Origin of the sequence: Streptomyces sp. NPDC056948 (genome assembly GCF_042674225.1) — a bacterium.
Taxonomy (GTDB): Bacteria; Actinomycetota; Actinomycetes; order Streptomycetales; family Streptomycetaceae; genus Streptomyces; species Streptomyces purpurascens.
The window spans coordinates 1-21,485 of the sequence record NZ_JBHUQX010000136.1; the positions used below are offsets into that span (position 1 = coordinate 1).

Below are 21,485 nucleotides of genomic sequence, written 5' to 3' on the forward strand. Positions count from 1 at the left end.
CGCCAGCCCCGGCCCGGGAGGCGGATCCCCGCGGGGCGCCGGCGCCGCGCTGCCGCCGCTGCTGCTGGACGACGACGAGGCCGTGGCTGTGGCGGTCGGGCTGCGCACGGCCGCCGGGCAGGGCATCGAGGGCATCGGCGAGACCTCGGTACGGGCCCTCGCCAAGCTGGAACAGGTGCTGCCGAACCGGCTGCGCCGCCGGGTGGGCGCCCTCAACGCCTTCACCGTGCCGATGCTGCGCGGCCCCGTGCCCGACGCCGTCGATCCCGGCGTGCTGACCGAGCTCGCCCACCTCTGCCGGGACGCCGAGCGGCTGCGCTTCCAGTACCGCGGCCACGACGGCACCCTCAGCCGCCGCAGCGTCGAACCGCACCGCCTGGTGTGCACGGAACGCCGCTGGTACCTGGTCGCCTGGGACCTGGAGCGGGAGGACTGGCGCACGTTCCGCGTGGACCGCGTCACGCCCCGGCCGCCGCACGGCCCGCGCTTCGTGCCCCGCGAGCCGCCCGCCGAGGACCTGGCCGCCTACGTCTCCCAGGGCGTCTCCACGCGGGTGTACGCCACCCACGCCGTGGTGCGGCTCCTGGTGCCCCTGGAGGAGGCCGCCGCCCACATCTCGCCCTCCGCCGGGGTGCTGGAGGCCGAGGGCCCCGAAAGCTGCCTGCTGCGCTGCGGCGCCGGCAGCCTCGACGTGATGGTCATCCACGTGGTGATGCTGGGCTTCGATTTCGAGGTGCTGGAGCCGGTGGAGCTGATCGAGGCGATCAGGAGGACTCGCGACCGGCTTGATGACGCTTTGGCTCGGGCTGCGCAGTCACCGCCGCGAGCTCCGGATGGTGCAGGTCGAACGCCGGCGACTCGGACCGGATCCGGGGCAACGTCGTGAAGTTGTGCCGGGGCGGCGGGCAGGACGTCGCCCACTCCAGGGAGCGGCCGTAGCCCCAGGGGTCGTCGACCTCGACCTTCTGTCCGTACTTGGCGGTCTTCCACACGTTGTAGAGGAAGGGCAGCGTCGACATGCCGAGCAGGAACGCGCCGATCGTCGAGACGGTGTTGAGCGTGGTGAACCCGTCCGCGGCGAGGTAGTCCGCGTACCGGCGGGGCATGCCCTCGGCACCCAGCCAGTGCTGCACCAGGAACGTGGTGTGGAAGCCGACGAAGAGCACCCAGAACTGGATCTTGCCGAGCCGTTCGTCGAGCATCTTCCCCGTGAACTTCGGCCACCAGAAGTAGAACCCGCCGAAGATCGCGAAGACGACGGTGCCGAAGACGACGTAGTGGAAGTGCGCGACCACGAAGTACGAGTCCGTCACCTGGAAGTCCATCGGCGGCGACGCCAGGATCACCCCGGTCAGCCCGCCGAACAGGAACGTCACCAGGAAGCCCGTCGCCCACAGCATCGGTGTCTCGAAGGACAGCGAGCCCTTGAGCATGGTGCCGGTCCAGTTGAAGAACTTCACGCCCGTCGGCACGGCGATCAGGAAGCTCATGAGGGAGAAGAAGGGCAGCAGCACCGCACCCGTGGCGAACATGTGGTGCGCCCACACGATCATCGACAGACCGGTGATCGCCATCGTCGCGCCGATCAGTGTCAGATAGCCGAACATCGGCTTGCGGCTGAAGACCGGGATGATCTCCGTGATGATCCCGAAGAACGGCAGCGCGATGATGTACACCTCGGGATGCCCGAAGAACCAGAACAGGTGCTGCCACAGGATCGCCCCGCCGTTGGCCGCGTCGAAGACCTGCGAGCCGAACCGCCGGTCCGCCTCCAGCACCAGCAGCGCCGCCGCCAGCACCGGGAACGCCATCAGGATCATGATCGACGTGAACAGCGTGTTCCAGACGAAGATCGGCATCCGGAACATCGTCATGCCGGGTGCGCGCATCCCGATGATGGTGGTGATGAAGTTGACCGCGCCGAGGATCGTGCCGAAGCCCGCCAGCGCCAGCCCCATGATCCACAGATCGGCCCCGAGACCCGGCGTGCGCTCCGCGCTGTTGAGCGGGGCGTAGGCGGTCCAGCCGAAGTCCGCCGGACCGGAGGGCACCAGCAGCGAGCCCAGCACGATCAGCCCGCCGAACAGGAACAGCCAGTACGAGAGCATGTTCAGCCGGGGGAAGGCGACGTCGGGCGCGCCGATCTGGAGCGGCATCAGCTCGTTGGCGAAGCCCGCGAAGGTCGGCGTCGCGAACAGCAGCAGCATGATCGTGCCGTGCAGCGTGAACGCCTGGTTGAACTGGGTGTTGTCGATGATCTGGAGTCCCGGGCGGGCCAGTTCGGCACGCATCAGCAGCGCCATCACACCCGCGACCAGGAAGAAGAGGAACGACGTGACCAGGTAGAGGTGGCCGATCTTCTTGTGGTCCGTCGTCGTCAGCCAGTCGACCACCACCCGCCCGTGCCGCGTCCTCGGCGCGGTCGGCGCCGTCGGCTGTACGGTCTGCGTCCCCATCGCTCGCTCGCCCCTTCGCTCATCGCGTACCGGGCCCGCCGAAGCCCGCGCCGCACGTGCCCGCGAGCTCACGCCATGATGCTCGGGTCACCGCGCGCTCCGACAGGGGCGTATCGGCCTCTCCGTGCCCGATCCACGCATTTCCTGTGCGGCGCCGGCTCGGCCGGACCGGTGACGGCGCCGGAATGGAATGGAGTTCCGGGGGTACTTCTCCCGGCACTTTCCGCCGGGCTTTTCCAGGAGCTCATGTGACACGCGGGAATTACGATCGAATGCCTGCGGAAGGCCTACGGAACCGCTCGTCCGTGTGACGGCCATCGCCGGAAACACCTGTCGTGATCTTGTGACAGAAGTGTGACCGGGGCCGGACTCCACCGGTGCCGCGGGGCCGGACTTCCGTGGTCGCGGGGCAGGACATAGCGTGGCGGCATGGCACCGATTCCGACACCTTCAGCGGAACCCGACGACAGCCCGGACACCTATGTCGGCCTGCCGGCCGACCGGGCCGAACACCTCGCGCGGGAGCGCGGCTGGCCGACGGTGCGCTCGCTGCCGCCGGGGGCGATCATCACGATGGAGTACCGCGTGGGACGGCTGAACTTCGAGGTGAAGGGCGGCCGGGTGGCCCGGGCCTGGAAGGGCTGAGACACGGCGAAGGCCCCGGTTCCGCTCCGGAACCGGGGCTTTCTCGCGCTGGGACCCGTCAGGGGTGGGCCGAGGAGGTCGATCCGTGCGGGAGCCGCTCCGGGTGCGGCGGGCGGCGGCTGCCGGCCGGGGTGACCGGGGCGCGCTCCGAACGGGCCGTGTGCGGCCCCGGGGCCAGGTAGGCCGGTGCCCGGGGCGAGCGGGCCGCGACGTCGTCCCGGTCGGCGGGCAGCGGCGTGACCACCACGGGCGGCGCGCTGACCGGGGCGGAAGCCGTACCGGTCCGGCGGGACCGCCAGCGGTCGCGCAGGTCGAAGATCCTGGCCTCGGCACGGGCGATCAGCGGCTCGAACCACGGCAGGGCGAGCATGATCAGCAGTCCCGCGACCCAGCCGAGGAGCACATCGCTCAGCCAGTGCGTACCGAGGTAGACGGTGGCCATCCCGACGCCGAGCGAGGTCACGGCGGACACGGCGGACAGCCAGCGGCGCGCTCTGGGGGTGGAGGCCAGATAGGCCAGGATTCCCCAGGTCACCACGGCGTTGGCGGTGTGACCGCTCGGAAATATATCGCCGCCCAGTCCCATCTCGTTCGAGCCGATGATGGTCGCGTAGTGCGGTCCCAGCCGGCCCATGCCGTACTTGGCGGCGCCGACCGTGATGTTCAGCAGCAGCAGCGAGACGCCCAGGGCGAGCAGCGGACGCAGGGTGTGCTGCCGCCAGGAGCGCCAGCCCAGCCAGGCCGACACCATCACCGCGGTCGGGCCGCGCTGGCCGAGCACCACGTAGTAGTCGACGAACCAGTGGATCTCCGACCACTGCTGGTACGGCCGGAAGAACATGACCTGCCAGTCGAGCCGGACCAGCCAGGACGTGATCACCACAGCCCACACGATCGCGCCGTAGAACGCCGCGGTGGCGGCGATGAGCACGATGCGGTGCCTGCTCATCTTCGGCACATCGATGTGGGCGGGTCGTTCCGGCTCACGATCCAGCCGGGCGAACACCCGGTCCAGACGGGTGAGCTTCGGTTCGGTACGCACCCAATCGACGTTACAGCGAGTGAGCTCAGATCCCGGGCGAATCAACGGCTTTGTGATGACGATGTGATGTGGGATTCCTCTCAGGAGGAGGTTTATTTCCACCGAATCTGCAATCGTCGGCCGCTGCGGCCTTCAATTCCTTTGATCATTCCGGATGGGGGTTTTATTGCGCTTTTGAATTCGTTCACCGGAGCATGGCGCGGAATTCCCCCGGCGCTCACAGCGGGTCAGGGCGGACCGGAGCCGTTCAGCCAGAACGCCCCGTACACCGCGGAGGCCACCGCCACGGACCCGAGCACCAGCGCTGACCTGCGCGTACGCAGCCGGGTCAGGGCCAGTGCGAGGGGCAGCAGCAGCGGGAAGGCGGGCACCAGCAGGCGCGGTTTCGAGCCGAAGTAGCTCGATGCGCACAGCGCGAGCGCGGTGACGACCCCGGTGTAGACCAGCAGCGGAAGCGGCTGGCGCTGACGTACCCCGACCAGATACAGCCAGATGACTGACGCGACCCCGACGATCAGCCCGACGCCGGCCAGGGCCGAGGGGAACGACGTGAACTTCTCGGCGACGAACCGGGCGAAGGCGTAACCGCCGTCGAAGCCGTTGCGCCACCCGGCCTGCACGTCGAGATAGCCGAGCGGCCCCTTGCCGGTGTGGTGGCCGACCCACAGCACGTAGCCGGCGGTGCCGAGGGGGGCCAGCAGCATGCCGAGGACGCGAGAGGCGTCGGCGGAAGCGGAAGCCGAAGCGGCAGGGGAAAGGGAGGCGGAGGCGGGGGCGCTTGGCGCGATCCGCGCGCCGTCCGGCTCGCTCGCGCGTCGGTCCCGCACGAAAGAGACAAGGGCCGTCACCCACACCGCCGCCACCACCGCCAGACCCACCGGACGGGTCAGCCCCGCCAGCAGGGCCAGCACGCCCGCCACCGGCCAGCGGCCGGTCAGGACCGCGTACAGCGCCCACGCGGCGAGCGCCGTGAACAGGGACTCGCTGTACGCCATCGACTGCACGATCCCGACCGGGAGGACGGCCCACAGCAGCACCGCGCACACCCCGGCCCGGCGGCCGTACACATGATCGGCCACCGCGAAGATCCCCCAGGCCGCGGCGAGAGAGGCGAACAGGCTGACGAGGAAACCCCCGTCCGCGTACGACAGCGGGGACACCGCCGTCACCAGCCGCTCCAGCCAGGGCAGCAGCGGGAAGAACGCGAGATTCGAGTGCACGTCCCCGTTGGCCAGGCGCACCTCGTAGCCGTAGCCGAGCTCGGCGACCCTGGTGTACCAGAGCGCGTCCCAGCGGGCGGTCAGCAGTGTGTACGCGTTCTTGTCCCGCGCCGCGCTCCACAGGGCCAGGGCGACAAGGCCCAGGGCGCGCACGGCCGCGTACCCCAGCAGCGCCGGGGCCGCCCGGCGCAGCGCCCCGGCGCGGGACGGGGCCGCGCGCGTCTCGAGATCGGTCACGGGCCCGATTATCGACCCGGGGCGGAACCAGGCGGCCGGCCGGGGCGTGGTCGACACAGAGGGGAGTGGCGTACGCCACATCTTTCCGCCGGGACTGTGAGAGGTCCGCCACTAGGCACCGGCGGGGACTCGCGTACGCTGACGTGTCACTCGCTTTTCGTTTGCGCGGGCCGGAGACCACCGCTCCTCTCCGGCCGAGTCGCGGGGGCGTCCCCCACCCCGTGAGCCCGCCGATGGCGAGGGAACATCTGGGAGGTACGTACATGTCCGGGACGACCACGGCTGCCGCTGCGCTGCGCCGTCGGGCGGCCGGGGCCGGTGCCAACCGCTGGGTGGTTCTCGTCGTCCTCTGCGTCAGCCTGCTGCTGGTCGCCGTCGACGCCACCGTGCTGCACGTGGCCGTCCCCGCCGTCACCGAGGACCTCAGGCCCGGCGGGATCGAGCTGCTCTGGATCGTCGACATCTACCCGCTGGTCTGCGCCTCGCTGCTGATCCTGTTCGGCACGCTGGGCGATCGCGTCGGCCGCCGAAGGGTCCTGCTCCTCGGGTACGCGCTGTTCGGCGTGGCCTCCGGCATGGCGGCCCTGGCGGACAACGCCCAGGTACTGATCGTGGCGCGGGCGCTGCTCGGCGTGGGCGGCGCGATGATCATGCCCGCGACCCTGTCGATCCTGCGCCAGGTCTTCCCGGACCGGCGCGAGCGGGCGCTCGCGATCGGCATCTGGAGCGCCGTGGCCGCGGTGGGCGCTGCGGTCGGGCCGCTGCTGGGCGGCTTCCTGCTGGAGCACTTCTGGTGGGGTTCGGTCTTTCTCGTCAACATTCCGTTGATGCTGGTCAGTCTTCCGGTGGGGCGGCTGCTGCTGCCCGAGTCGAAGGGCGACGGCACCGGTCCCTGGGACGTCGTCGGCGCCCTGATGGCGGCGGCCGGGCTGTTCGGCATGGTGCTGGGCGTCAAGCGGCTCGGGGGCGGGGAGCCGGTGGAGAGCCTGCTCACCGTGCTGCCGTTGGTGGCGGGCGCGGCGCTGCTCGTGGCCTTCGTACGGCGGCAGCGGCGGCGGGCGTATCCGCTGGTCGACCTCAAGATGTTCGCGCGGCCGGCGTTCAGTACGTCCGTCGGCTGCATCGTGCTGGCGATGCTCGCGCTGGTCGGTCTCGAGCTGATCGCGGCGCAGTACCTCCAACTGGTGCTCGGGCTGTCGCCGCTGGAGACGGGGCTGCGACTGCTGCCGCTGACGTTCGCCGCGATGGCGGCCGGGCTGGCCGGTGCGCGGATGCTGCGGCGGTTCGGGCCGCGGCGGATGGTGAGCGTCGGGTTCTGCCTCACGGCGCTCGCGGTGGTGCTGCTGACGGCGCTGGGCCGGACGGACGACTGGGGGCTGATGCTGGCGGCGTTCGTGCTGCTGGGCTTCGGGCTGGAGGCGACGCTGTTCGGGGCGTACGAGTCGATGCTGAGCGAGGCGCCGCCGGAGCAGGCCGGTGGGGCGGCGGCGATCGGGGAGACGTCGTACCAGCTCGGGGCGGGGATCGGGATCGCGCTGCTCGGCAGCGTGATGAACGCGGCGTACGCGCCCGGCTTGTCGGGTGTGTCCGGGGTGCCGGAGTCGGCGTCCTCCTCGGCGGGGCATTCGCTGGGGGAGGCCTACGAGGTTGCCGCGCAGCTCGGCGGGTCGGCCGGGGCCGCTCTGCGGCATGCCGCCCGGGACGCGTTTGTGCACGGGCTGCATGTGACGTTGCTGGTGAGTGCGGGGTTGTTGCTGCTCGGAGCGGTGATGGCGTTGCGGCTGCCGCGGACCATGCAGTGCGAGGAGGCCGGTGCGGTGGAGGTACCCGCGCCGAGGGACGCCGCGGAGTCGCGCGTCTCTGTGTAGTCGCCCACCCACGCACCGCCCGTATCTGTCCGAGTGAGCGGTCGAGGTCGCCCGTGGGCGGTACCGCGCCGTCGGCGGCTTGCGGGCGGGCTGAGGTCTGAGGGCCCCGGGGGGAACGGGGAACTGGTCCCTCGTGGGCTGCGCTCGGGGTGACGTGCTCGTCGAGCGCCCGCAGCCGCCGATGGCGCTCTGCCCCCACGGGCGAGCTTCACCCGTCAATCGGCAGCTACGGGTGGTGCGTGGGTGGGCGAAGGTCGTAGCGTCATGGTTAGCAGTGCTAGTTAAAGAGTCTCGGAGGGTGTCGTCATGTCCGTGTCGTCCAAGCTGCCCCCCTTCGACCCCGTCGACCCCCTCGGCCTCGACGACCTGCTGGATCCGGAGGACCTCGGGATCAGGGACACCGTCAGGGCCTGGGCCGCTGACCGGGTGCTGCCGTATGTGGCCGACTGGTACGAGAAGGGGGAGCTGCCGGAGATCCGGGAGCTGGCCCGGGAGCTCGGAGGGCTCGGCGCGCTCGGCATGTCGCTGAGCGGGTACGGCTGCGCCGGCGCCTCCGCCGTGCAGTACGGGCTCGCCTGCCTGGAGCTGGAGGCCGCCGACTCCGGCATCCGGTCCCTCGTCTCCGTGCAGGGCTCCCTCGCCATGTACGCCATCCACCGGTTCGGCAGCGAGGAGCAGAAGCAGCAGTGGCTGCCCCGTATGGCCTCCGGCGAGGTCATCGGCTGCTTCGGGCTCACCGAGCCGGACCACGGTTCCGACCCGGCCTCCATGCGGACGCACGCCAAGCGCGACGGCTCCGACTGGGTGCTCAACGGCCGCAAGATGTGGATCACCAACGGCTCGGTCGCCGGTGTCGCCGTCGTGTGGGCCCAGACCGAGGACGGCATCCGAGGATTCGTCGTGCCGACCGGCAGCAGCGGATTCTCCGCGCCGGAGATCAAGCACAAGTGGTCCCTGCGCGCCTCCGTCACCAGCGAGCTCGTCCTCGACGACGTGCGACTGCCCGCCGACGCCGTACTTCCGGAGGGCACCGGCCTGCGCGGACCGCTCAGCTGTCTGTCCCACGCCCGGTACGGAATCGTCTGGGGCGCCATGGGCGCGGCCCGCAGTTCTTTCGAGGCCGCGGTCGACTACGCGAAGTCGCGGGAGCAGTTCGGGCGGCCCATCGGCGGCTTCCAGCTCACCCAGGCCAAACTCGCCGACATGGCGGTCGAACTGCACAAGGGGATTCTGCTCGCCCATCATCTGGGGCGGCGTATGGACGCCGGCCGCCTGCGTCCCGAACAGGTCAGCTTCGGCAAGCTCAACAACGTACGAGAAGCGATCGAGATCTGCCGCACGGCCCGCACCATTCTCGGCGCCAACGGGATCTCGCTCGAATACCCCGTGATGCGCCACGCGACCAATCTCGAGTCGGTGCTCACCTACGAGGGCACCGTCGAGATGCACCAGCTCGTGCTGGGCAAGGCGCTCACCGGACTCGACGCCTTCCGGTAGACGCCGTCCGGTGAACCCTGCGCGGGGGCAGGGCCGGTGAGCGGCCCTGCCTCAGCTCTGGTTGAAGAAGCCGTCCGTGCGGTGCCCGGCCGGGTCGCCGTTCACGATCTCCGTGTTGGCGGGGGTCAGCAGGAACACGCGGGTCGACACCCGCTCGATCGAACCCCGCAGGCCGAAGATCAGCCCGGCCGCGAAGTCGACCACACGCTTGGCGTCGGCGGCGTCCATGGCCGTGAGGTTCATGATGACCGGCACGCCCTCGCGGAACAGCTCGCCGATCGCGCGGGCGTCCCGGAAGCTGTCCGGGGTCACCGTGCCGATGCGACGGCCTCTCTCCTCGGCGACGTCCGAGGCCACCTTGACGCGCGGATCGGTGACCCAGGCCTCCCCGGACTCGGTCCCGTCGGAGTAGTCGTCGTCGTAGTAACGCTCGTCTTCGTTGTCGTCGACGAGGCCAAGCCAGGCACTTGCCTTGCGTACCGATCCCATGGACGCCTCCTCTCACAGCGGTCTTTCTGCTTTCCGCATCCCTATGGTCGTCCATGATGCGGATGGCGCGCCAAGTGGATAGACGCCGCACGGGGGGTTTGTGACGGTACTGGTGCACAGCGATTCCGTCGAGAGTCCGTGTTTCCCAAGGGCCTTGTCGTAAACGACTGCTGACTGTGAGTGAAATATGATTCTTCACGGCGTACGGGTGATGGGCAGTGCGTACGGGTGAACCGGTTGGCCGATACTATGCGGCGCCCAATCATCGTACGGAGCGCGGGGGGACGTCGTGTTCGGAATGGTCAGGCCCTGTCGGCATCGGCTCGGTGAGAGTCTCGCCGCTCAGTGGATGGCGCATTTGTGTGGGCTGTGTCTGGCATTGCGCGGGGACCACGGGCAGCTCGCGCGCATCGTGACGAACTATGACGGGCTTCTCGTCTCTGTATTGACGGAGGCTCAGACACGCCCTGCGACCGGCGCGTCGAGTGGTGCGGGACGGCGCACGGCGGGTCCGTGTCCGCTGCGCGGGATGCGCACCGCGTCCGTCGCGCACGGTGAGGGAGCGCGGCTCGCGGCGGCCGTGTCGCTGGTGCTCGCCTCCGCCAAGGTGCGCGACCATGTCGCCGACGGCGACGGGCTGCTGGCCCGGGCGCCGGTGGCGCGTGCCGCGCGCCGGGTCGCGGCGGGCTGGGACCGGGCCGGGGCACGGACCGGCTCCGCCGTCGGGTTCGACACGGCCGTCCTGGTCGATGCCGTGGACCGGCAGGGCGGTATCGAGGCGCTCGCCGGGCCCGGGACACCGCTCCTGACGGTGACCGAACCGACCGAGACCGCGACCGCCGCCGCCTTCGCGCACACGGCGGTCCTCGCCGGCCGGCCGTACAACGCCGGGCCGCTCGCCGAGGCCGGACGCCTCTTCGGGCGCCTCGCCCATCTGCTGGACGCCGTGGAGGACCGGCACGCTGACGCCGCGTCAGGCGCCTGGAACCCGATCACCGCGACCGGCACCTCCCTCGTGGAGGCCCGGCGGCTCGCCGACGACGCGGTGCACGGTGTCCGGCTGGCGCTGCGGGAGGCGGAGTTCACCGACGGGCGGCTGGTGCACCGGCTCCTCGTGCACGAGCTGCGCACCTCCGTCGACCGCGCCTTCGGCACGGCCGCCTGCGCTCACACCGCCGGTCCGGAGGCGGCAGGCCCCCATGCGCCGCCCGGTACCGGCGCCCCGGGCGGCCCCGGCGCCCCGCTGCCGCCGGAGCCGCCGCGCGGCAACCGGCGCGGGCTGCTCACCGGGTGCGCGGTGTGGCTCGGGCTCGCCTGTACGTGTCAGCTGTGCTGCGGCACGTACCAGGACCCGTGGACGGGCGAGCGCAAGGAAGGACAGTGCGGCAACTGCGACTGCAGCGGATGCGGGGACTGCTGCGGCTGCTGCGACTGTTGCGGCAACTGCTGTGACAACTGCGGCTGCGACGGCTGCGACTGCGGCTGCAACTGCTGAGGCGCTGTCAGGAAAGGTTGACGGCTGAAAGGCCCTCTTGCGCCTACCGGCCGTTCGGCCGAATACTCCCCCCACAGCGCTTGTCAGGGGCACGTCGTATTCGGAATCCGGATGCGCGGTCCCAGGCTGCGCCTCACGGGCCCGAGACCCCACGAGGGCCCCCTACTTCCCCTGTGGAGGAACGAAAAGTGAGGATCAAGCGCACCACCCCCCGCAGCGGCATTTCGAGACGGACCCGGCTGATCGCCGTTTCCACCGGCCTCGTCGCCGCCGCAGCGATCGCGATCCCCAGCGCGAACGCGTCCGACACCCCCACCACCTTCAGCGCCGCCGAGCTCAAGAGCGCGAGCGGCTCGATACTGAAGGCCGACATCCCGGGCACCGCCTGGGCCGTCGACAGCAAGACCGACCGCGTGCTCGTGACCGTCGACAGCACGGTCACCCAGGCCGAGATCGCGAAGATCAAGCAGCAGGCCGGCGGCAACGCCGACGCGCTCACGATCAAGCGCACCCCCGGCACGTTCAACAAGCTCATCCAGGGCGGCGACGCCATCTATGCGAGTAGCTGGCGCTGCTCCCTCGGCTTCAACGTCCAGAACAGCAGCGGCCAGCAGTTCTTCCTGACCGCCGGTCACTGCACCGACGGCGCGGGCACCTGGTACTCCAACTCCGGCCGCACCACGGTCATCGGCTCGACCGCCGGCTCCAGCTTCCCGGGCAACGACTACGGCCTGGTGCGCTACAGCGGGTCCGTCGCCAGGCCCGGCACCGCGAACGGCGTGGACATCACGCGCGCGGCCACCCCGAGCGTGGGCACCACCGTCATCCGCGACGGCTCCACGACCGGTACGCACAGCGGCCGGGTCACCGCCCTCAACGCCACCGTCAACTACGGCGGCGGCGACGTCGTCTCCGGCCTGATCCAGACCACCGTCTGCGCCGAGCCCGGTGACTCCGGCGGCTCGCTCTACGGCAGCAACGGCACCGCGTACGGTCTGACCTCCGGCGGCAGCGGCAACTGCTCCTCCGGCGGTACGACGTTCTTCCAGCCCGTCACGGAGGCCCTGAGCGCCTACGGGGTCAGCGTGTACTAAGCCCTACCGGGCAGCAGTAGGCAGCGTTCTGTGCCCCCGCACGCATTGCGTGCGGGGGCTTTCCTCTGTGGGGCGGGGCGGTTTGTGGCTTCTTGTCATGCCTTAAGGAGAGTGCAGGGAAAGGTATATCAATGTCCGCCCCTCGGATGCCGATTGGGGTTACTTGGTTGGGCGATTTTCAGCCATGGCCAGACCTCGCAGAGTGCACACACATTACTCACGCGTAATGTTTGCAGTGTGAACGCGTGTGAAGCGCGTGCGAGTTGGGTCCGATTTGACCGTGCGCGGTCAAAATGTGGGGGCGTGGGGTCCGTAATCTACGCGCGTCCTGAACTCGACCTTGTGTGCTCCCCGTTGTCCTCGGAATAGTGGGCGCTCGTCAACAAGGCCTTCCGGCCCGCGAGGTCCCCACAACCTCCCGGGCCGACCCCCCACAGGAGGACATGAGTTGAAGCACCGACGCATACCCAAGCGACGTGCAGCCCTGGCAGGTGCGGGTGTCGCCGCACTGGTCGCCGCCGGAGTGACCTTCCAGTCTGCGAACGCCAGTGAGCCCGCGAAGGCCTCCGCGCCCGAGACCCTGTCGGTCTCCGCGGCCGGAAAGCTCGCCTCGACGCTGGCCAAGGACCTGGGCGCCGACTCGGCGGGTACGTACTACGACACGAAGAGCAAGAACCTCGTGGTGAACGTGCTCGACGAGGCCGCGGCCAAGGCCGTCGAGAAGGCCGGCGCCAAGGCGAGAGTCGTGGCGAACTCCCTCGCCGAGCTGAAGAGCGCCCGCAGCACGCTGAAGGCGGACGCGACGATCCCGGGCACCGCCTGGGTGACCGACCCGACGACGAACAAGGTCGTCGTGACCGCCGACCGTACGGTCTCCAAGGCCGAGTGGACGACGCTGACGAAGGTCGTCGACGAGCTCGGGGCGAAGGCCGAACTGAAGAGGTCGAAGGGGGAGTACAAGCCCTTCATCGCCGGTGGCGACGCGATCACCGGTGGCAGCGGCCGCTGCTCGCTCGGCTTCAACGTGGTCAAGGGCGGCGAGCCGTTCTTCCTGACCGCCGGGCACTGCACCGAGGGCATCTCCACCTGGTCGGACTCCAGCGGCAAGGAGATCGGCACCAACGCGGACTCCAGCTTCCCGGACAACGACTACGGGCTGGTCAAGTACACCGCCGAGGTGGCTCACCCGAGCGAGGTGAACCTCTACGACGGCTCGACCCAGAAGATCTCGGGTGCCGCCGAGGCGACCGTCGGCATGGCGGTCACGCGGAGCGGGTCGACGACCCAGGTGCACGACGGGAAGGTCACGGGGCTGGACGCCACCGTGAACTACGGCAACGGCGACATCGTGAACGGTCTGGTCCAGACCGACGTCTGCGCCGAGCCCGGCGACAGTGGCGGCTCGCTGTTCTCCGGCGACAAGGCGATCGGGCTCACCTCCGGTGGCAGCGGTGACTGCACCTCCGGTGGGGAGACGTTCTTCCAGCCGGTGACCGAGGCGCTGTCGGCGACCGGTACCGAGATCGGCTGACACACGCACAGCTTTGTGAAGTCCCGCCCCTTGTGTGAGGGGCGGGGCTTTCGCGTGTGTCCTACGGCGCGTGCGCCGGGGGCGGGGTGGCTGCTCGCTTGCGCAGCGCGGCGGCTGTCAGCGTGAGGGCCGCTCCCGCCACCGCCCAGGCCGCCAGTACCAGGAGTGATGTGGTCATGGCGTTGCTCTCGAAGTAGACGATCGAGCGGGTGGCCCAGGTGCCTGCTCCCGGGGGCAGTGCCGGGCCGATCGCCTTCCAGAAGGGCGGGAGCAGGGGCGGGGGGAGGGCGCCGCCGGCGCTCGGGTTGCCGAGGATCACCACCAGGAGGATCACCAGGCCGATACCGATCGTGCCGAAGATGCCCTGGAGGGCGAGGGTGGCCGCGCCCACGGCGAAGATGATCAGGGTGCCCAGTCCCCAGAGGGCTGCCGTGCTGCCGGGGAGGGCGTCCAGGATCGGGCCGGCGATGAGGGCTCCGCCCAGGCCGCCGATGATCGCGACCAGGGCCATGACCGCCAGGCGGATCGCGGCGCGTTCGAGGTTGGACGGTTTCGCTCCCGCGCTGATGGCCAGGGCCGCGGCGCCCAGGTAGCCGCCCACGCACCAGCCGACCACCAGGTAGAAGGACGAGAGTCCGTTGGGGTCGTGGGTGGCGGACGGGATGACGTCGACCGTGCGGAGTCTGCGGTTCTCCGACTTCTCCAGGGTGGTGACGAGGGTCGTCAGGGTGCCGGCGAGGACCCTGCCGCCGCCGGAGGCCACGAGGAGGGTGTCGGTGCCCGCCGGGTTGATGATCAGGGCGCCGTCGATGTCCCGGTTCGTGATCTGGTTCCGGGCCGCAGCGGCGTCGGGCAGTGCGCGGGGGTCCAGCGGGGAGCCGGGCAGCCGTTCCAGCCGGGTCACCGCCTGTGCGGAGGCGGCCTGTGGGGCGACCACCGCGAAGGGCACGTCCTTGGGTTTCGGGTCGTGCAGTGCTCCCACGTAGGAGGCGATGAACAGGAGCTGGAGGGCGATCACGCCGAGGATGAGCAGGGTGGCCCGTGGGGTGACGGCGTCTTTCACCTCGCTGAGGAACGAGCTGTGCGGCATGCCTCCACGGTCGGGGGCGGTGGGGTGTTTCCGCAGGTGGGGCGGGGCCGAACGGATGTCGTACACACATTCGAAAATTGGTCTATGGTGGGGGTGAGGTAGCTGGGAACAGATGTTCGAGAGCTGGTGTGGCTCACGAGTGCGGGAGGTGCGTGTGCCGGGGTTCACGCATCTGCACACCGTCTCCGGATTCTCGTTGCGATATGGAGCCTCGCATCCGGAGCGGCTGGCCGAGCGTGCCTCCGAGCGGGGCATGGATGCCCTGGCTCTCACTGATCGCGACACGCTCGCCGGTGCCGTCCGGTTCGCGAAGGCCTGTGCGAAGGCGGGGGTCCGTCCGGTGTTCGGGGCGGATCTGGCGGTGGGGGCAGCGGAGCTTCCGGGGAGCGGTGACCGGCGGGGGCGGCGGCGGACTCCGGTGCGGGGCGGTGCCTTCGTCGACGAGTCGGCTCCCCGCGTGATCTTTCTTGCCCGGGACGGTGCCCGGGGGTGGGCCGAGCTGTGCCGGCTCGTCTCGGCGGCGCATGCGGGGGAGGGGCCTACGCCTCTGCTGCCCTGGGAGCACCGGCACGCCGAGGGGCTGACCGTGCTGCTCGGGCCCGAGTCGGATGTCGGGCGTGCCCTGGCCGCGGGGCGTCCCGACCGCGCGGCGCGGCTGCTCGTGCCCTGGCGGGAGGTCTACGGAGACGACCTGCGGCTGGAGGCCGTCTGGCATGGCCGAAAAGGTACGGGTCCAGGGTCCCTGCGGCTGGCCGCCCGTACCGTCGGGTTCGCCGCCGAGCAGCGGATCCGGCCCGTGCTCAGCAACGCCGTGCGGTACGCCGACTCGGGGCTGGGGCCGGTCGCCGACGTCCTGGACGCCGCCCGGCGCCTGGTGCCCATCGACCCGACCAAGGAGCTGGACTCCGGCGAGGCCTGGCTCAAGGGGGCGGGGGCCATGTTCGGGGCGGCGGAGCGGATCGTGGAGGCCGCGGGGTTCCGGCGGGACACCGCTCATCGGCTGGTGGAGCAGACCGAGGCCGCGGCCGCCGGGTGTCTGGTCGACCCCGAGGACGACCTAGGGATCGGTACCGTCCACTTCCCCGAACCGCATCTGGTCGGCGCCGGGCGTCGTACCGCCCAGCGGACGCTGGCCTCGCGGGCGGTGGCGGGGATGGTGCTGCGCGGGTACGACCGGCGGCGGGAGTACTGGGAGCGGATGCACCATGAGCTGGACATCATCGCCCATCACGGCTTCGCTTCTTACTTTCTGACCGTTGCCCAAGTGGTCGACGATGTGCGGGGGATGGGGATCCGGGTCGCCGCCCGGGGGTCCGGGGCGGGGTCGCTCGTCAACCATCTGCTCGGGATCGCGCACGCCGACCCGATCGAGCACCGGCTGCTGATGGAGCGGTTCCTGTCGAAGGAGCGGGTCGTGCTGCCCGACATCGACATCGACGTGGAGTCCGCGCGCCGGCTGGAGGTCTACCGCGCGATCATCGGCCGGTTCGGCACCGAGCGGGTCGCGACGGTCGCGATGCCGGAGACGTATCGCGTGCGGCATGCGATCCGGGATGTGGGGGCCGCCCTGTCCATGGACCCGGCCGAGATCGACCGGGTCGCCAAGTCCTTTCCCCATATCCGGGCACGGGATGCCCGCGCGGCGTTGGAGGAGCTGCCCGAGCTGCGTGCGCTGGCCGGGGAGAAGGAGAAGTACGGGAGGCTGTGGGAGCTGGTCGAGGGGCTGGACGCCCTGCCGCGCGGGGTGGCCATGCATCCGTGCGGGGTGCTGCTGTCGGATGCCTCGCTGCTCGCGCGCACGCCGGTCATGCCGACCAGCGGCGAGGGTTTTCCGATGTCGCAGTTCGACAAGGACGATGTCGAGGACCTCGGGCTGCTGAAGCTGGACGTGCTGGGTGTGCGGATGCAGTCGGCGATGGCGCACGCGGTGGCGGAGGTGGAGCGGGTGTCGGGTGTCCGGGTCGATCTGGACGCCGTGCCGCCGGGGGATCCGGAGACGTACCGGCTGGTGCGGTCCGCCGAGACGCTCGGGTGCTTCCAGATCGAGTCGCCGGGGCAGCGGGACCTGGTCGGGCGGCTCCAGCCGGCCACGTTCCACGATCTCGTCGTCGACATCTCGCTGTTCCGGCCCGGGCCGGTCGCCGCCGACATGGTGCGGCCGTTCATCGAGGCACGGCACGGGCGGGCGCCGATCCGTTATCCGCATCCGGATCTGGAAGGGCCGCTGAAGGAGACGTACGGGGTCGTCGTCTTCCATGAGCAGATCGTCGACATCGTCGACATCATGACCAGGTGCGGGCGTGGTGAAGCGGACCGGGTGCGGCGGGGGTTGTCGGACCCGGAGTCGCAGGGGCGGATCAAGGTGTGGTTCGCGCAGCACGCGGCGGCCCGGGGCTATGACGCGGAAACGATTCAGCGGACCTGGGAGATCGTCGAGGCCTTCGGGTCGTACGGCTTCTGCAAGGCGCACGCGGTCGCCTTCGCCGTGCCGACGTACCAGTCGGCGTGGCTGAAAGCGCATCATCCTGCCGCTTTCTATGCCGGGCTGCTGACGCATGATCCCGGGATGTATCCGAAGCGGCTGCTGCTGGCGGACGCGCGGCGGCGGGGAGTTCCGGTGCTGCCGTTGGATGTGAACGCGTCGGGGATCGCACACCGTATCGAACTGGTGTCCGGTAGTTGGGGGCTGCGGCTGGCTCTCTCCGATGTGCACGGCATCAGCGAGGCCGAGGCGGCGCGGATCGCCGAGGGACAGCCGTACGCCTCGCTGGTCGACTTCTGGGAGCGGGGCCGGCCCAGCCGCCCGCTGGCCCAGCGGCTCGCGCAGGTGGGGGCGCTGGACGCGTTCGGTGCCAACCGCCGTGATCTGCAACTGCATCTGACCGAGCTGCACCGGGGCGCGCGGGGCGCGGGCGGTGGCCAGCTTCCGATGGCCGGAGGGCGGAAGACCGCCCCGGCCGGGCTGCCCGACCTCACCTCGTCGGAGCGGCTCAGTGCCGAGCTGGGCGTGCTGTCCATGGACGCCTCGCGCCATCTGATGGACGACCACCGGCAGTTCCTCGACGAGCTGGGCGTGGTCTCGGCGCGGCGGCTGCGTGAGGCGCGGCACGGGGAGACGGTGCTGGTCGCGGGCGCCAAGGCGGCCACCCAGACCCCGCCGATCCGGTCCGGCAAGCGGGTCATCTTCTCCACCCTGGACGACGGCACGGGCCTGGTCGACCTCGCCTTCTTCGACGACTCCCACGACGCCTGCGCCCACACCGTCTTCCACTCCTGGCTGCTGCTGGTGCGCGGGGTGGTGCAGCGGCGCGGCCCGCGCAGCCTCAGCGTGGTGGGCGCCGCCGCCTGGAACCTCGCGGCACTGCTGGAGGTGCGCCGGGAGGAGGGCCTTGAGGGCGTCGCGGCCCGGCTGGCCGGCGCCGGCGATTCCGGTGACGACGGTGAGGGGGCGCCCGAACCGGCGGACTCCGCTGACCAGGATCCGATGGAGCAGCGGAAGATCCGCATGCCCACGGGGTACGAGATGCACCCCTGGGCCGATCTGCGTCCCGCAGGCGAAGGGCCCGCGGTGGGACGGAAGTTGTGGCACCAGAGTCCGGGGAGTGCGGGATGACCATCCTCTGCGTACGTTTCCAGCTGCCTCCGACGCGCGAGGCCGAGTTGCCCCGGCTGCTCGGGATGCTCGAGGAGTTCACGCCCGTCGTCCAGGCCCTGCCGCCGGACGGGGCGCTGGCCGACCTGCGGGGCGCCGAGCGGTACTTCGGGCGGGACGCCGTCGAACTGGCCTCGGTGATCCGGGTGCGGTCGCTCGCGCTGTACGGCGTCGACTGTGTGATCGGCGCCGGGCCCGGGCCGATGCTGGCCCGGGTCGCGCTGGGCGACGCCGTGCTCGGGGTGACGTCCGAGGTGCCCGAGGGGCGGGACGCCATCGCGGAGTTCCTCGCGGTCAAGCCCGTCGCCGCGCTGCCCGGCGTCGGCACCAAGACCGCCCGTACGCTGGGCGACTACGGCCTCGACACCCTCGGCCTGGTCGCCGCCGCGCCGCTGTCCACGCTCCAGCGGCTGGTCGGGGCGAAGGCCGGCCGCGAGCTGCACGAGAAGGCGAACGGCGTCGACCGCGGCCGGGTCGTCCCGAACGCCGTCTCCCGCTCGCTCGCCACGGAACGCCCCTTCGAGCGCGACGAACTGGACCCGGACCGGCACCGCCGGGCGCTGCTGTCGGCCGCCGAGGAGATCGGCGCCCGGCTGCGCGCCCTGGACAAGGTCTGCCGCACGCTCACTCTCACCGTGCGCTACGCCGACCGGTCGGCCACCACCCGCAGTCGCACCCTGACCGAGCCGACCGCGCACTCACCGGCGCTGACCAGGACCGCGTACGGCATGTACGAGGCGCTCGGTCTGCAGCGCGCCCGGGTGCGCGCGATCGTCCTGCGCGCCGAGGGGCTCGACCCCGCCGACCAGGCCTCCTACCAGCTGACCTTCGATCCCGCGGACGAGCGGGTCCGCCGTATCGAGGAGGTCGCGGACCGCGCGCGAGCGAAGTTCGGGCCGCGGGCGGTGATGCCCGGGGGGCTGGCGGCGTAGGTCCCCCTGCGTGACGTCAGTTGGCCCATGGCGGCGCGATGCGGGTGCCGTCGGCCAGGCGTGCCTCCAAGCCGATGGACGTGGTGACCCAGGAGTACGCGGTCCGTCCGGTCGGGTTCTCCACGGTCAGGGTGGCACCGGGGTTGATGATCACCGTGTCGCCCGCCGTGACCCGGTCGGTGCGGCCGTCGAGGGTGATCAGCAGCTCGCCGTCGAGCAGATGGAAGATCTCCTCCCGGCTGACCGTGTGCGCCGGGGCCTTGAGGCCGGCGGGAATCTCACCGCGCCAGGCGCACAACTCCTTGCTCCCGCTCAGCGGTGTGGCGTACGAGACGAAACGGGCGCCGTGGATCTCGTGGGTGACGGCTTCCGAGGAGCGGATGACGGGCATGGCTGCCTCCGGTCGAGTAAGTGGTCAAGTAGCTTGACTATATGGTCAAGCTGCTTGACCGTCACGTCAAGGGTGTTTCAATGCATGCGTGCAGAACTCCGAGGCCATGGCCCTGTCCGCCGCCCTGCTCGCCGCCGCCGGCGGGCTCACACAGCGCATCCACGAGGGTGTCGTCGCGCGCGGCTTCGAGGGGCTGCGGCCCGCGCACGGTTTCGCCTTCGCCCGGCTCGCTCCGGACGGCGCGATGGTCACCGACCTCGCCGTCCATCTCGGGGTGACCAAGCAGGCCGCCAGTCAGCTCGTCGACGAGATGGTGCGCAAGGGGTACGCCGAGCGGCGGGCGCACCCCGAGGACGCGCGGGCGCGGCTGGTGGTGCTGACCGCGCGGGGGTGGGCCTGTACCCGGGCGGCCGAGGAGGCGGCCGCGGAGGCGGTGCGGGAGTGGGGCGCGGTGCTGGGGGAGGGGGAAGTGCGGGTGTTGCGGGAGCAGTTGCTGCGGATCGCGCCCCAGGGTCCTGTGCGGCCCGCCTGGTGAGGGGGCGGCGGGCGGGGCGGTCGGCGCCGGTTACCGCTGGAAGTTTTTACTGACGCGTAACTTCCCAGGTTGGCTACTCGCTCGTAACTTGACGAGTGAACAGCATCCTCGTGATCCGGATCACAGGCGTCGTGCCGTCGCACCTCCCTTGACCCGCAAGGAGATCACTCGATGCTGCCCTGGAAACGAGTGCTCAGACCCCTGGCCGCGCTGCTGCTGACCGCCGCGGCCGTCACCGTCCCCGCCACCACCGCCCAGGCCGCCGCCGCCCCCGGCGCCGGCTGGAACGACTACTCCTGCAAGCCGTCCGCCGCCCATCCCCGCCCCGTCGTCCTGGTCCACGGCACCCTCGGGAACTCCGTCGACAACTGGCTGGGCCTCGCCCCCTATCTGAAGGTCCGGGGCTACTGCGTCTTCTCCCTCGACTACGGCCAGCTCGAGGGCGTCCCCTTCTTCCACGGCCTCGGGCCCGTCGAGAAGTCCGCCGGACAGTTGCAGGCGTTCGTCGACAAGGTGCTCGCCGCGACCGGCGCCGCCGAGACCGACGTCGTCGGACACTCGCAGGGCGGCATGATGCCCCGCTACTACCTGCGGTTCCTCGGCGGAGCGGCCAAGGTGAACGCCCTGGTCGGCATCGCGCCCTCCAACCACGGCACGACGCTGAGCGGCCTCACCAACCTGCTGCCCTACTTCCCGGGCGCCGCGGACCTGTTGGCGAAGAACACTCCCGCCCTCGCCGACCAGGTCGTCGGCTCCGACTTCCTCAAGCGGCTGAACGCAGGCGGCGACACCGTGCCCGGCGTGCGTTACACCGTCATCGCCACCAAGTACGACGAGGTGGTCACGCCGTGGCGCAGCCAGTACCTGAGCGGGCCGGACGTGCGCAACGTCCTGCTCCAGGACCTGTGCCCCGTCGATCTCTCCGAGCATGTGGCCATCGGACTGTTGGACCGGATCGCCTTCCACGAGGTGGCCAACGCGCTGGATCCGGGGCGGGCTCGGCCCACTACTTGTGCTTCGGCGTTCGACTGACACGTGTCTGCTGACACGTGTAGGGAAACGTTTCGGGGCCTGTCCGGCGGCTCAGGCCGGACAGGCCGACGGGGGCACGGAACTGCTCCGGCTCGTGCACGAGCGCGTGGGCGGCGGCCCGGAGCCGGTGCCGGGCCGGGCCCGTACGCCGGATCTGACGGCGGTCGGACCCGAGGGCCGCACGGCCCGTACGGCGCTCGCGCTGCGTGAGGCGACGGCGGAAGCGGCCGCCTCCGGCGCCTGGACGTTCCTGGAGCACCCGATGCTCGCCCTGGACGT

General features: G+C 70.7%; 16 protein-coding genes and 2 pseudogenes. 12 read left to right on the plus strand and 6 right to left on the minus strand.

Translation table 11 applies throughout. From position 1 onward, the window contains the following. Window positions 1–886: helix-turn-helix transcriptional regulator (locus ACFTZL_RS19145; protein WP_382583899.1), on the plus strand; the 886-nt coding region annotated here is incomplete at its 5' end. A gap of 43 nt (window positions 887–929) precedes the next feature. On the opposite strand, the pseudogene ctaD reads toward ACFTZL_RS19145, so the two are convergent. Then, window positions 930–2,456, minus strand: a pseudogene (gene ctaD / locus ACFTZL_RS19150) (cytochrome c oxidase subunit I); the annotation flags it as partial. A gap of 429 nt (window positions 2,457–2,885) precedes the next feature. On the opposite strand from ctaD, the gene ACFTZL_RS19155 reads away from it, so the two are divergent. After that, window positions 2,886–3,101 (plus strand): I78 family peptidase inhibitor, encoded by a 216-nt coding sequence (locus ACFTZL_RS19155; RefSeq protein WP_382498034.1) that lies wholly within the window; start codon window positions 2,886–2,888, stop codon window positions 3,099–3,101. A gap of 58 nt (window positions 3,102–3,159) precedes the next feature. Here the strand turns inward: ACFTZL_RS19155 and ACFTZL_RS19160 are convergent, their stop codons facing one another. Both ACFTZL_RS19160 and ACFTZL_RS19165 read right to left on the minus strand, forming a co-directional pair. Further along, the gene (locus ACFTZL_RS19160) at window positions 3,160–4,143 is read right to left on the minus strand and encodes a phosphatase PAP2 family protein (RefSeq protein ID WP_382583902.1); all 984 of its coding nucleotides are present in this window, start codon (window positions 4,141–4,143) and stop codon (window positions 3,160–3,162) included. Window positions 4,144–4,370: 227 nt separating this feature from the next. Further along, complete coding sequence (locus ACFTZL_RS19165) at window positions 4,371–5,600, minus strand: mannosyltransferase family protein (protein ID WP_382583905.1); 1,230 nt, start codon at window positions 5,598–5,600, stop codon at window positions 4,371–4,373. Between the two features lie 263 nt (window positions 5,601–5,863). Between ACFTZL_RS19165 and ACFTZL_RS19170 the strand changes: the two genes are divergently transcribed. Continuing rightward, window positions 5,864–7,468, plus strand: a complete 1,605-nt coding sequence (locus ACFTZL_RS19170) for an MFS transporter (RefSeq protein WP_382583908.1) — start codon at window positions 5,864–5,866, stop codon at window positions 7,466–7,468. 306 nt (window positions 7,469–7,774) lie between these two features. Further along, a complete protein-coding gene (locus tag ACFTZL_RS19175) occupies window positions 7,775–8,965 on the plus strand; it encodes an acyl-CoA dehydrogenase family protein (protein ID WP_382583911.1) in 1,191 nt (396 codons plus the stop codon). A gap of 51 nt (window positions 8,966–9,016) precedes the next feature. On the opposite strand, the gene ACFTZL_RS19180 is transcribed toward ACFTZL_RS19175, so the two are convergent. Beyond that, window positions 9,017–9,454 (minus strand): cell division protein SepF, encoded by a 438-nt coding sequence (locus tag ACFTZL_RS19180; protein WP_184597617.1) that lies wholly within the window; start codon window positions 9,452–9,454, stop codon window positions 9,017–9,019. A 298-nt stretch (window positions 9,455–9,752) separates the two neighbouring features. Here ACFTZL_RS19180 and ACFTZL_RS19185 point away from each other — a divergent pair, with 298 nt between their 5' ends. The 3 genes from ACFTZL_RS19185 (at window position 9,753) to ACFTZL_RS19195 (ending at window position 13,574) form a co-directional block, all read left to right on the plus strand. Beyond that, window positions 9,753–10,949: a DUF5685 family protein gene (locus tag ACFTZL_RS19185; protein WP_382583914.1), complete on the plus strand. Its 1,197-nt coding sequence runs from the start codon at window positions 9,753–9,755 to the stop codon at window positions 10,947–10,949. A 188-nt stretch (window positions 10,950–11,137) separates the two neighbouring features. Continuing rightward, on the plus strand, window positions 11,138–12,043 hold the full coding sequence (locus ACFTZL_RS19190) for a S1 family peptidase (protein ID WP_382583917.1): 906 nt from the start codon (window positions 11,138–11,140) through the stop codon (window positions 12,041–12,043). Window positions 12,044–12,491: 448 nt separating this feature from the next. Next, window positions 12,492–13,574 (plus strand): S1 family peptidase, encoded by a 1,083-nt coding sequence (locus ACFTZL_RS19195; RefSeq protein WP_382583920.1) that lies wholly within the window; start codon window positions 12,492–12,494, stop codon window positions 13,572–13,574. Between the two features lie 61 nt (window positions 13,575–13,635). Here the strand turns inward: ACFTZL_RS19195 and ACFTZL_RS19200 are convergent, their stop codons facing one another. Beyond that, window positions 13,636–14,664, minus strand: a complete 1,029-nt coding sequence (locus ACFTZL_RS19200) for a DUF3533 domain-containing protein (RefSeq protein WP_382583923.1) — start codon at window positions 14,662–14,664, stop codon at window positions 13,636–13,638. 154 nt (window positions 14,665–14,818) lie between these two features. Here ACFTZL_RS19200 and ACFTZL_RS19205 point away from each other — a divergent pair, with 154 nt between their 5' ends. Together ACFTZL_RS19205 and ACFTZL_RS19210 are read left to right on the plus strand one after the other, a co-directional pair. Next, a complete protein-coding gene (locus tag ACFTZL_RS19205) occupies window positions 14,819–18,277 on the plus strand; it encodes a DNA polymerase III subunit alpha (protein WP_382583926.1) in 3,459 nt (1,152 codons plus the stop codon). Further along, window positions 18,274–19,248 carry a hypothetical protein gene (locus ACFTZL_RS19210; RefSeq protein WP_382583929.1) on the plus strand — a complete coding sequence of 325 codons (975 nt, stop codon included), beginning with the start codon at window positions 18,274–18,276 and terminating at the stop codon, window positions 19,246–19,248. Before ACFTZL_RS19205 ends, ACFTZL_RS19210 begins: the two co-directional genes overlap by 4 nt. Before the next feature lie 16 nt (window positions 19,249–19,264). Here ACFTZL_RS19210 and ACFTZL_RS19215 read toward each other — a convergent pair whose 3' ends face one another. Beyond that, a complete protein-coding gene (locus tag ACFTZL_RS19215; RefSeq protein ID WP_382583932.1) occupies window positions 19,265–19,639 on the minus strand; it encodes a cupin domain-containing protein in 375 nt (124 codons plus the stop codon). An 88-nt stretch (window positions 19,640–19,727) separates the two neighbouring features. Here ACFTZL_RS19215 and ACFTZL_RS19220 point away from each other — a divergent pair, with 88 nt between their 5' ends. The 3 genes and pseudogenes from ACFTZL_RS19220 to ACFTZL_RS19230 all read left to right on the plus strand — a co-directional run. Next, complete coding sequence (locus ACFTZL_RS19220) at window positions 19,728–20,174, plus strand: MarR family winged helix-turn-helix transcriptional regulator (protein WP_382583935.1); 447 nt, start codon at window positions 19,728–19,730, stop codon at window positions 20,172–20,174. A 171-nt stretch (window positions 20,175–20,345) separates the two neighbouring features. Beyond that, entirely contained in the window at window positions 20,346–21,206 is an 861-nt protein-coding gene (locus tag ACFTZL_RS19225; protein WP_382583938.1) for an esterase/lipase family protein, read from the plus strand. A gap of 7 nt (window positions 21,207–21,213) precedes the next feature. After that, window positions 21,214–21,485: pseudogene (locus ACFTZL_RS19230) on the plus strand (hypothetical protein); the annotation flags it as partial.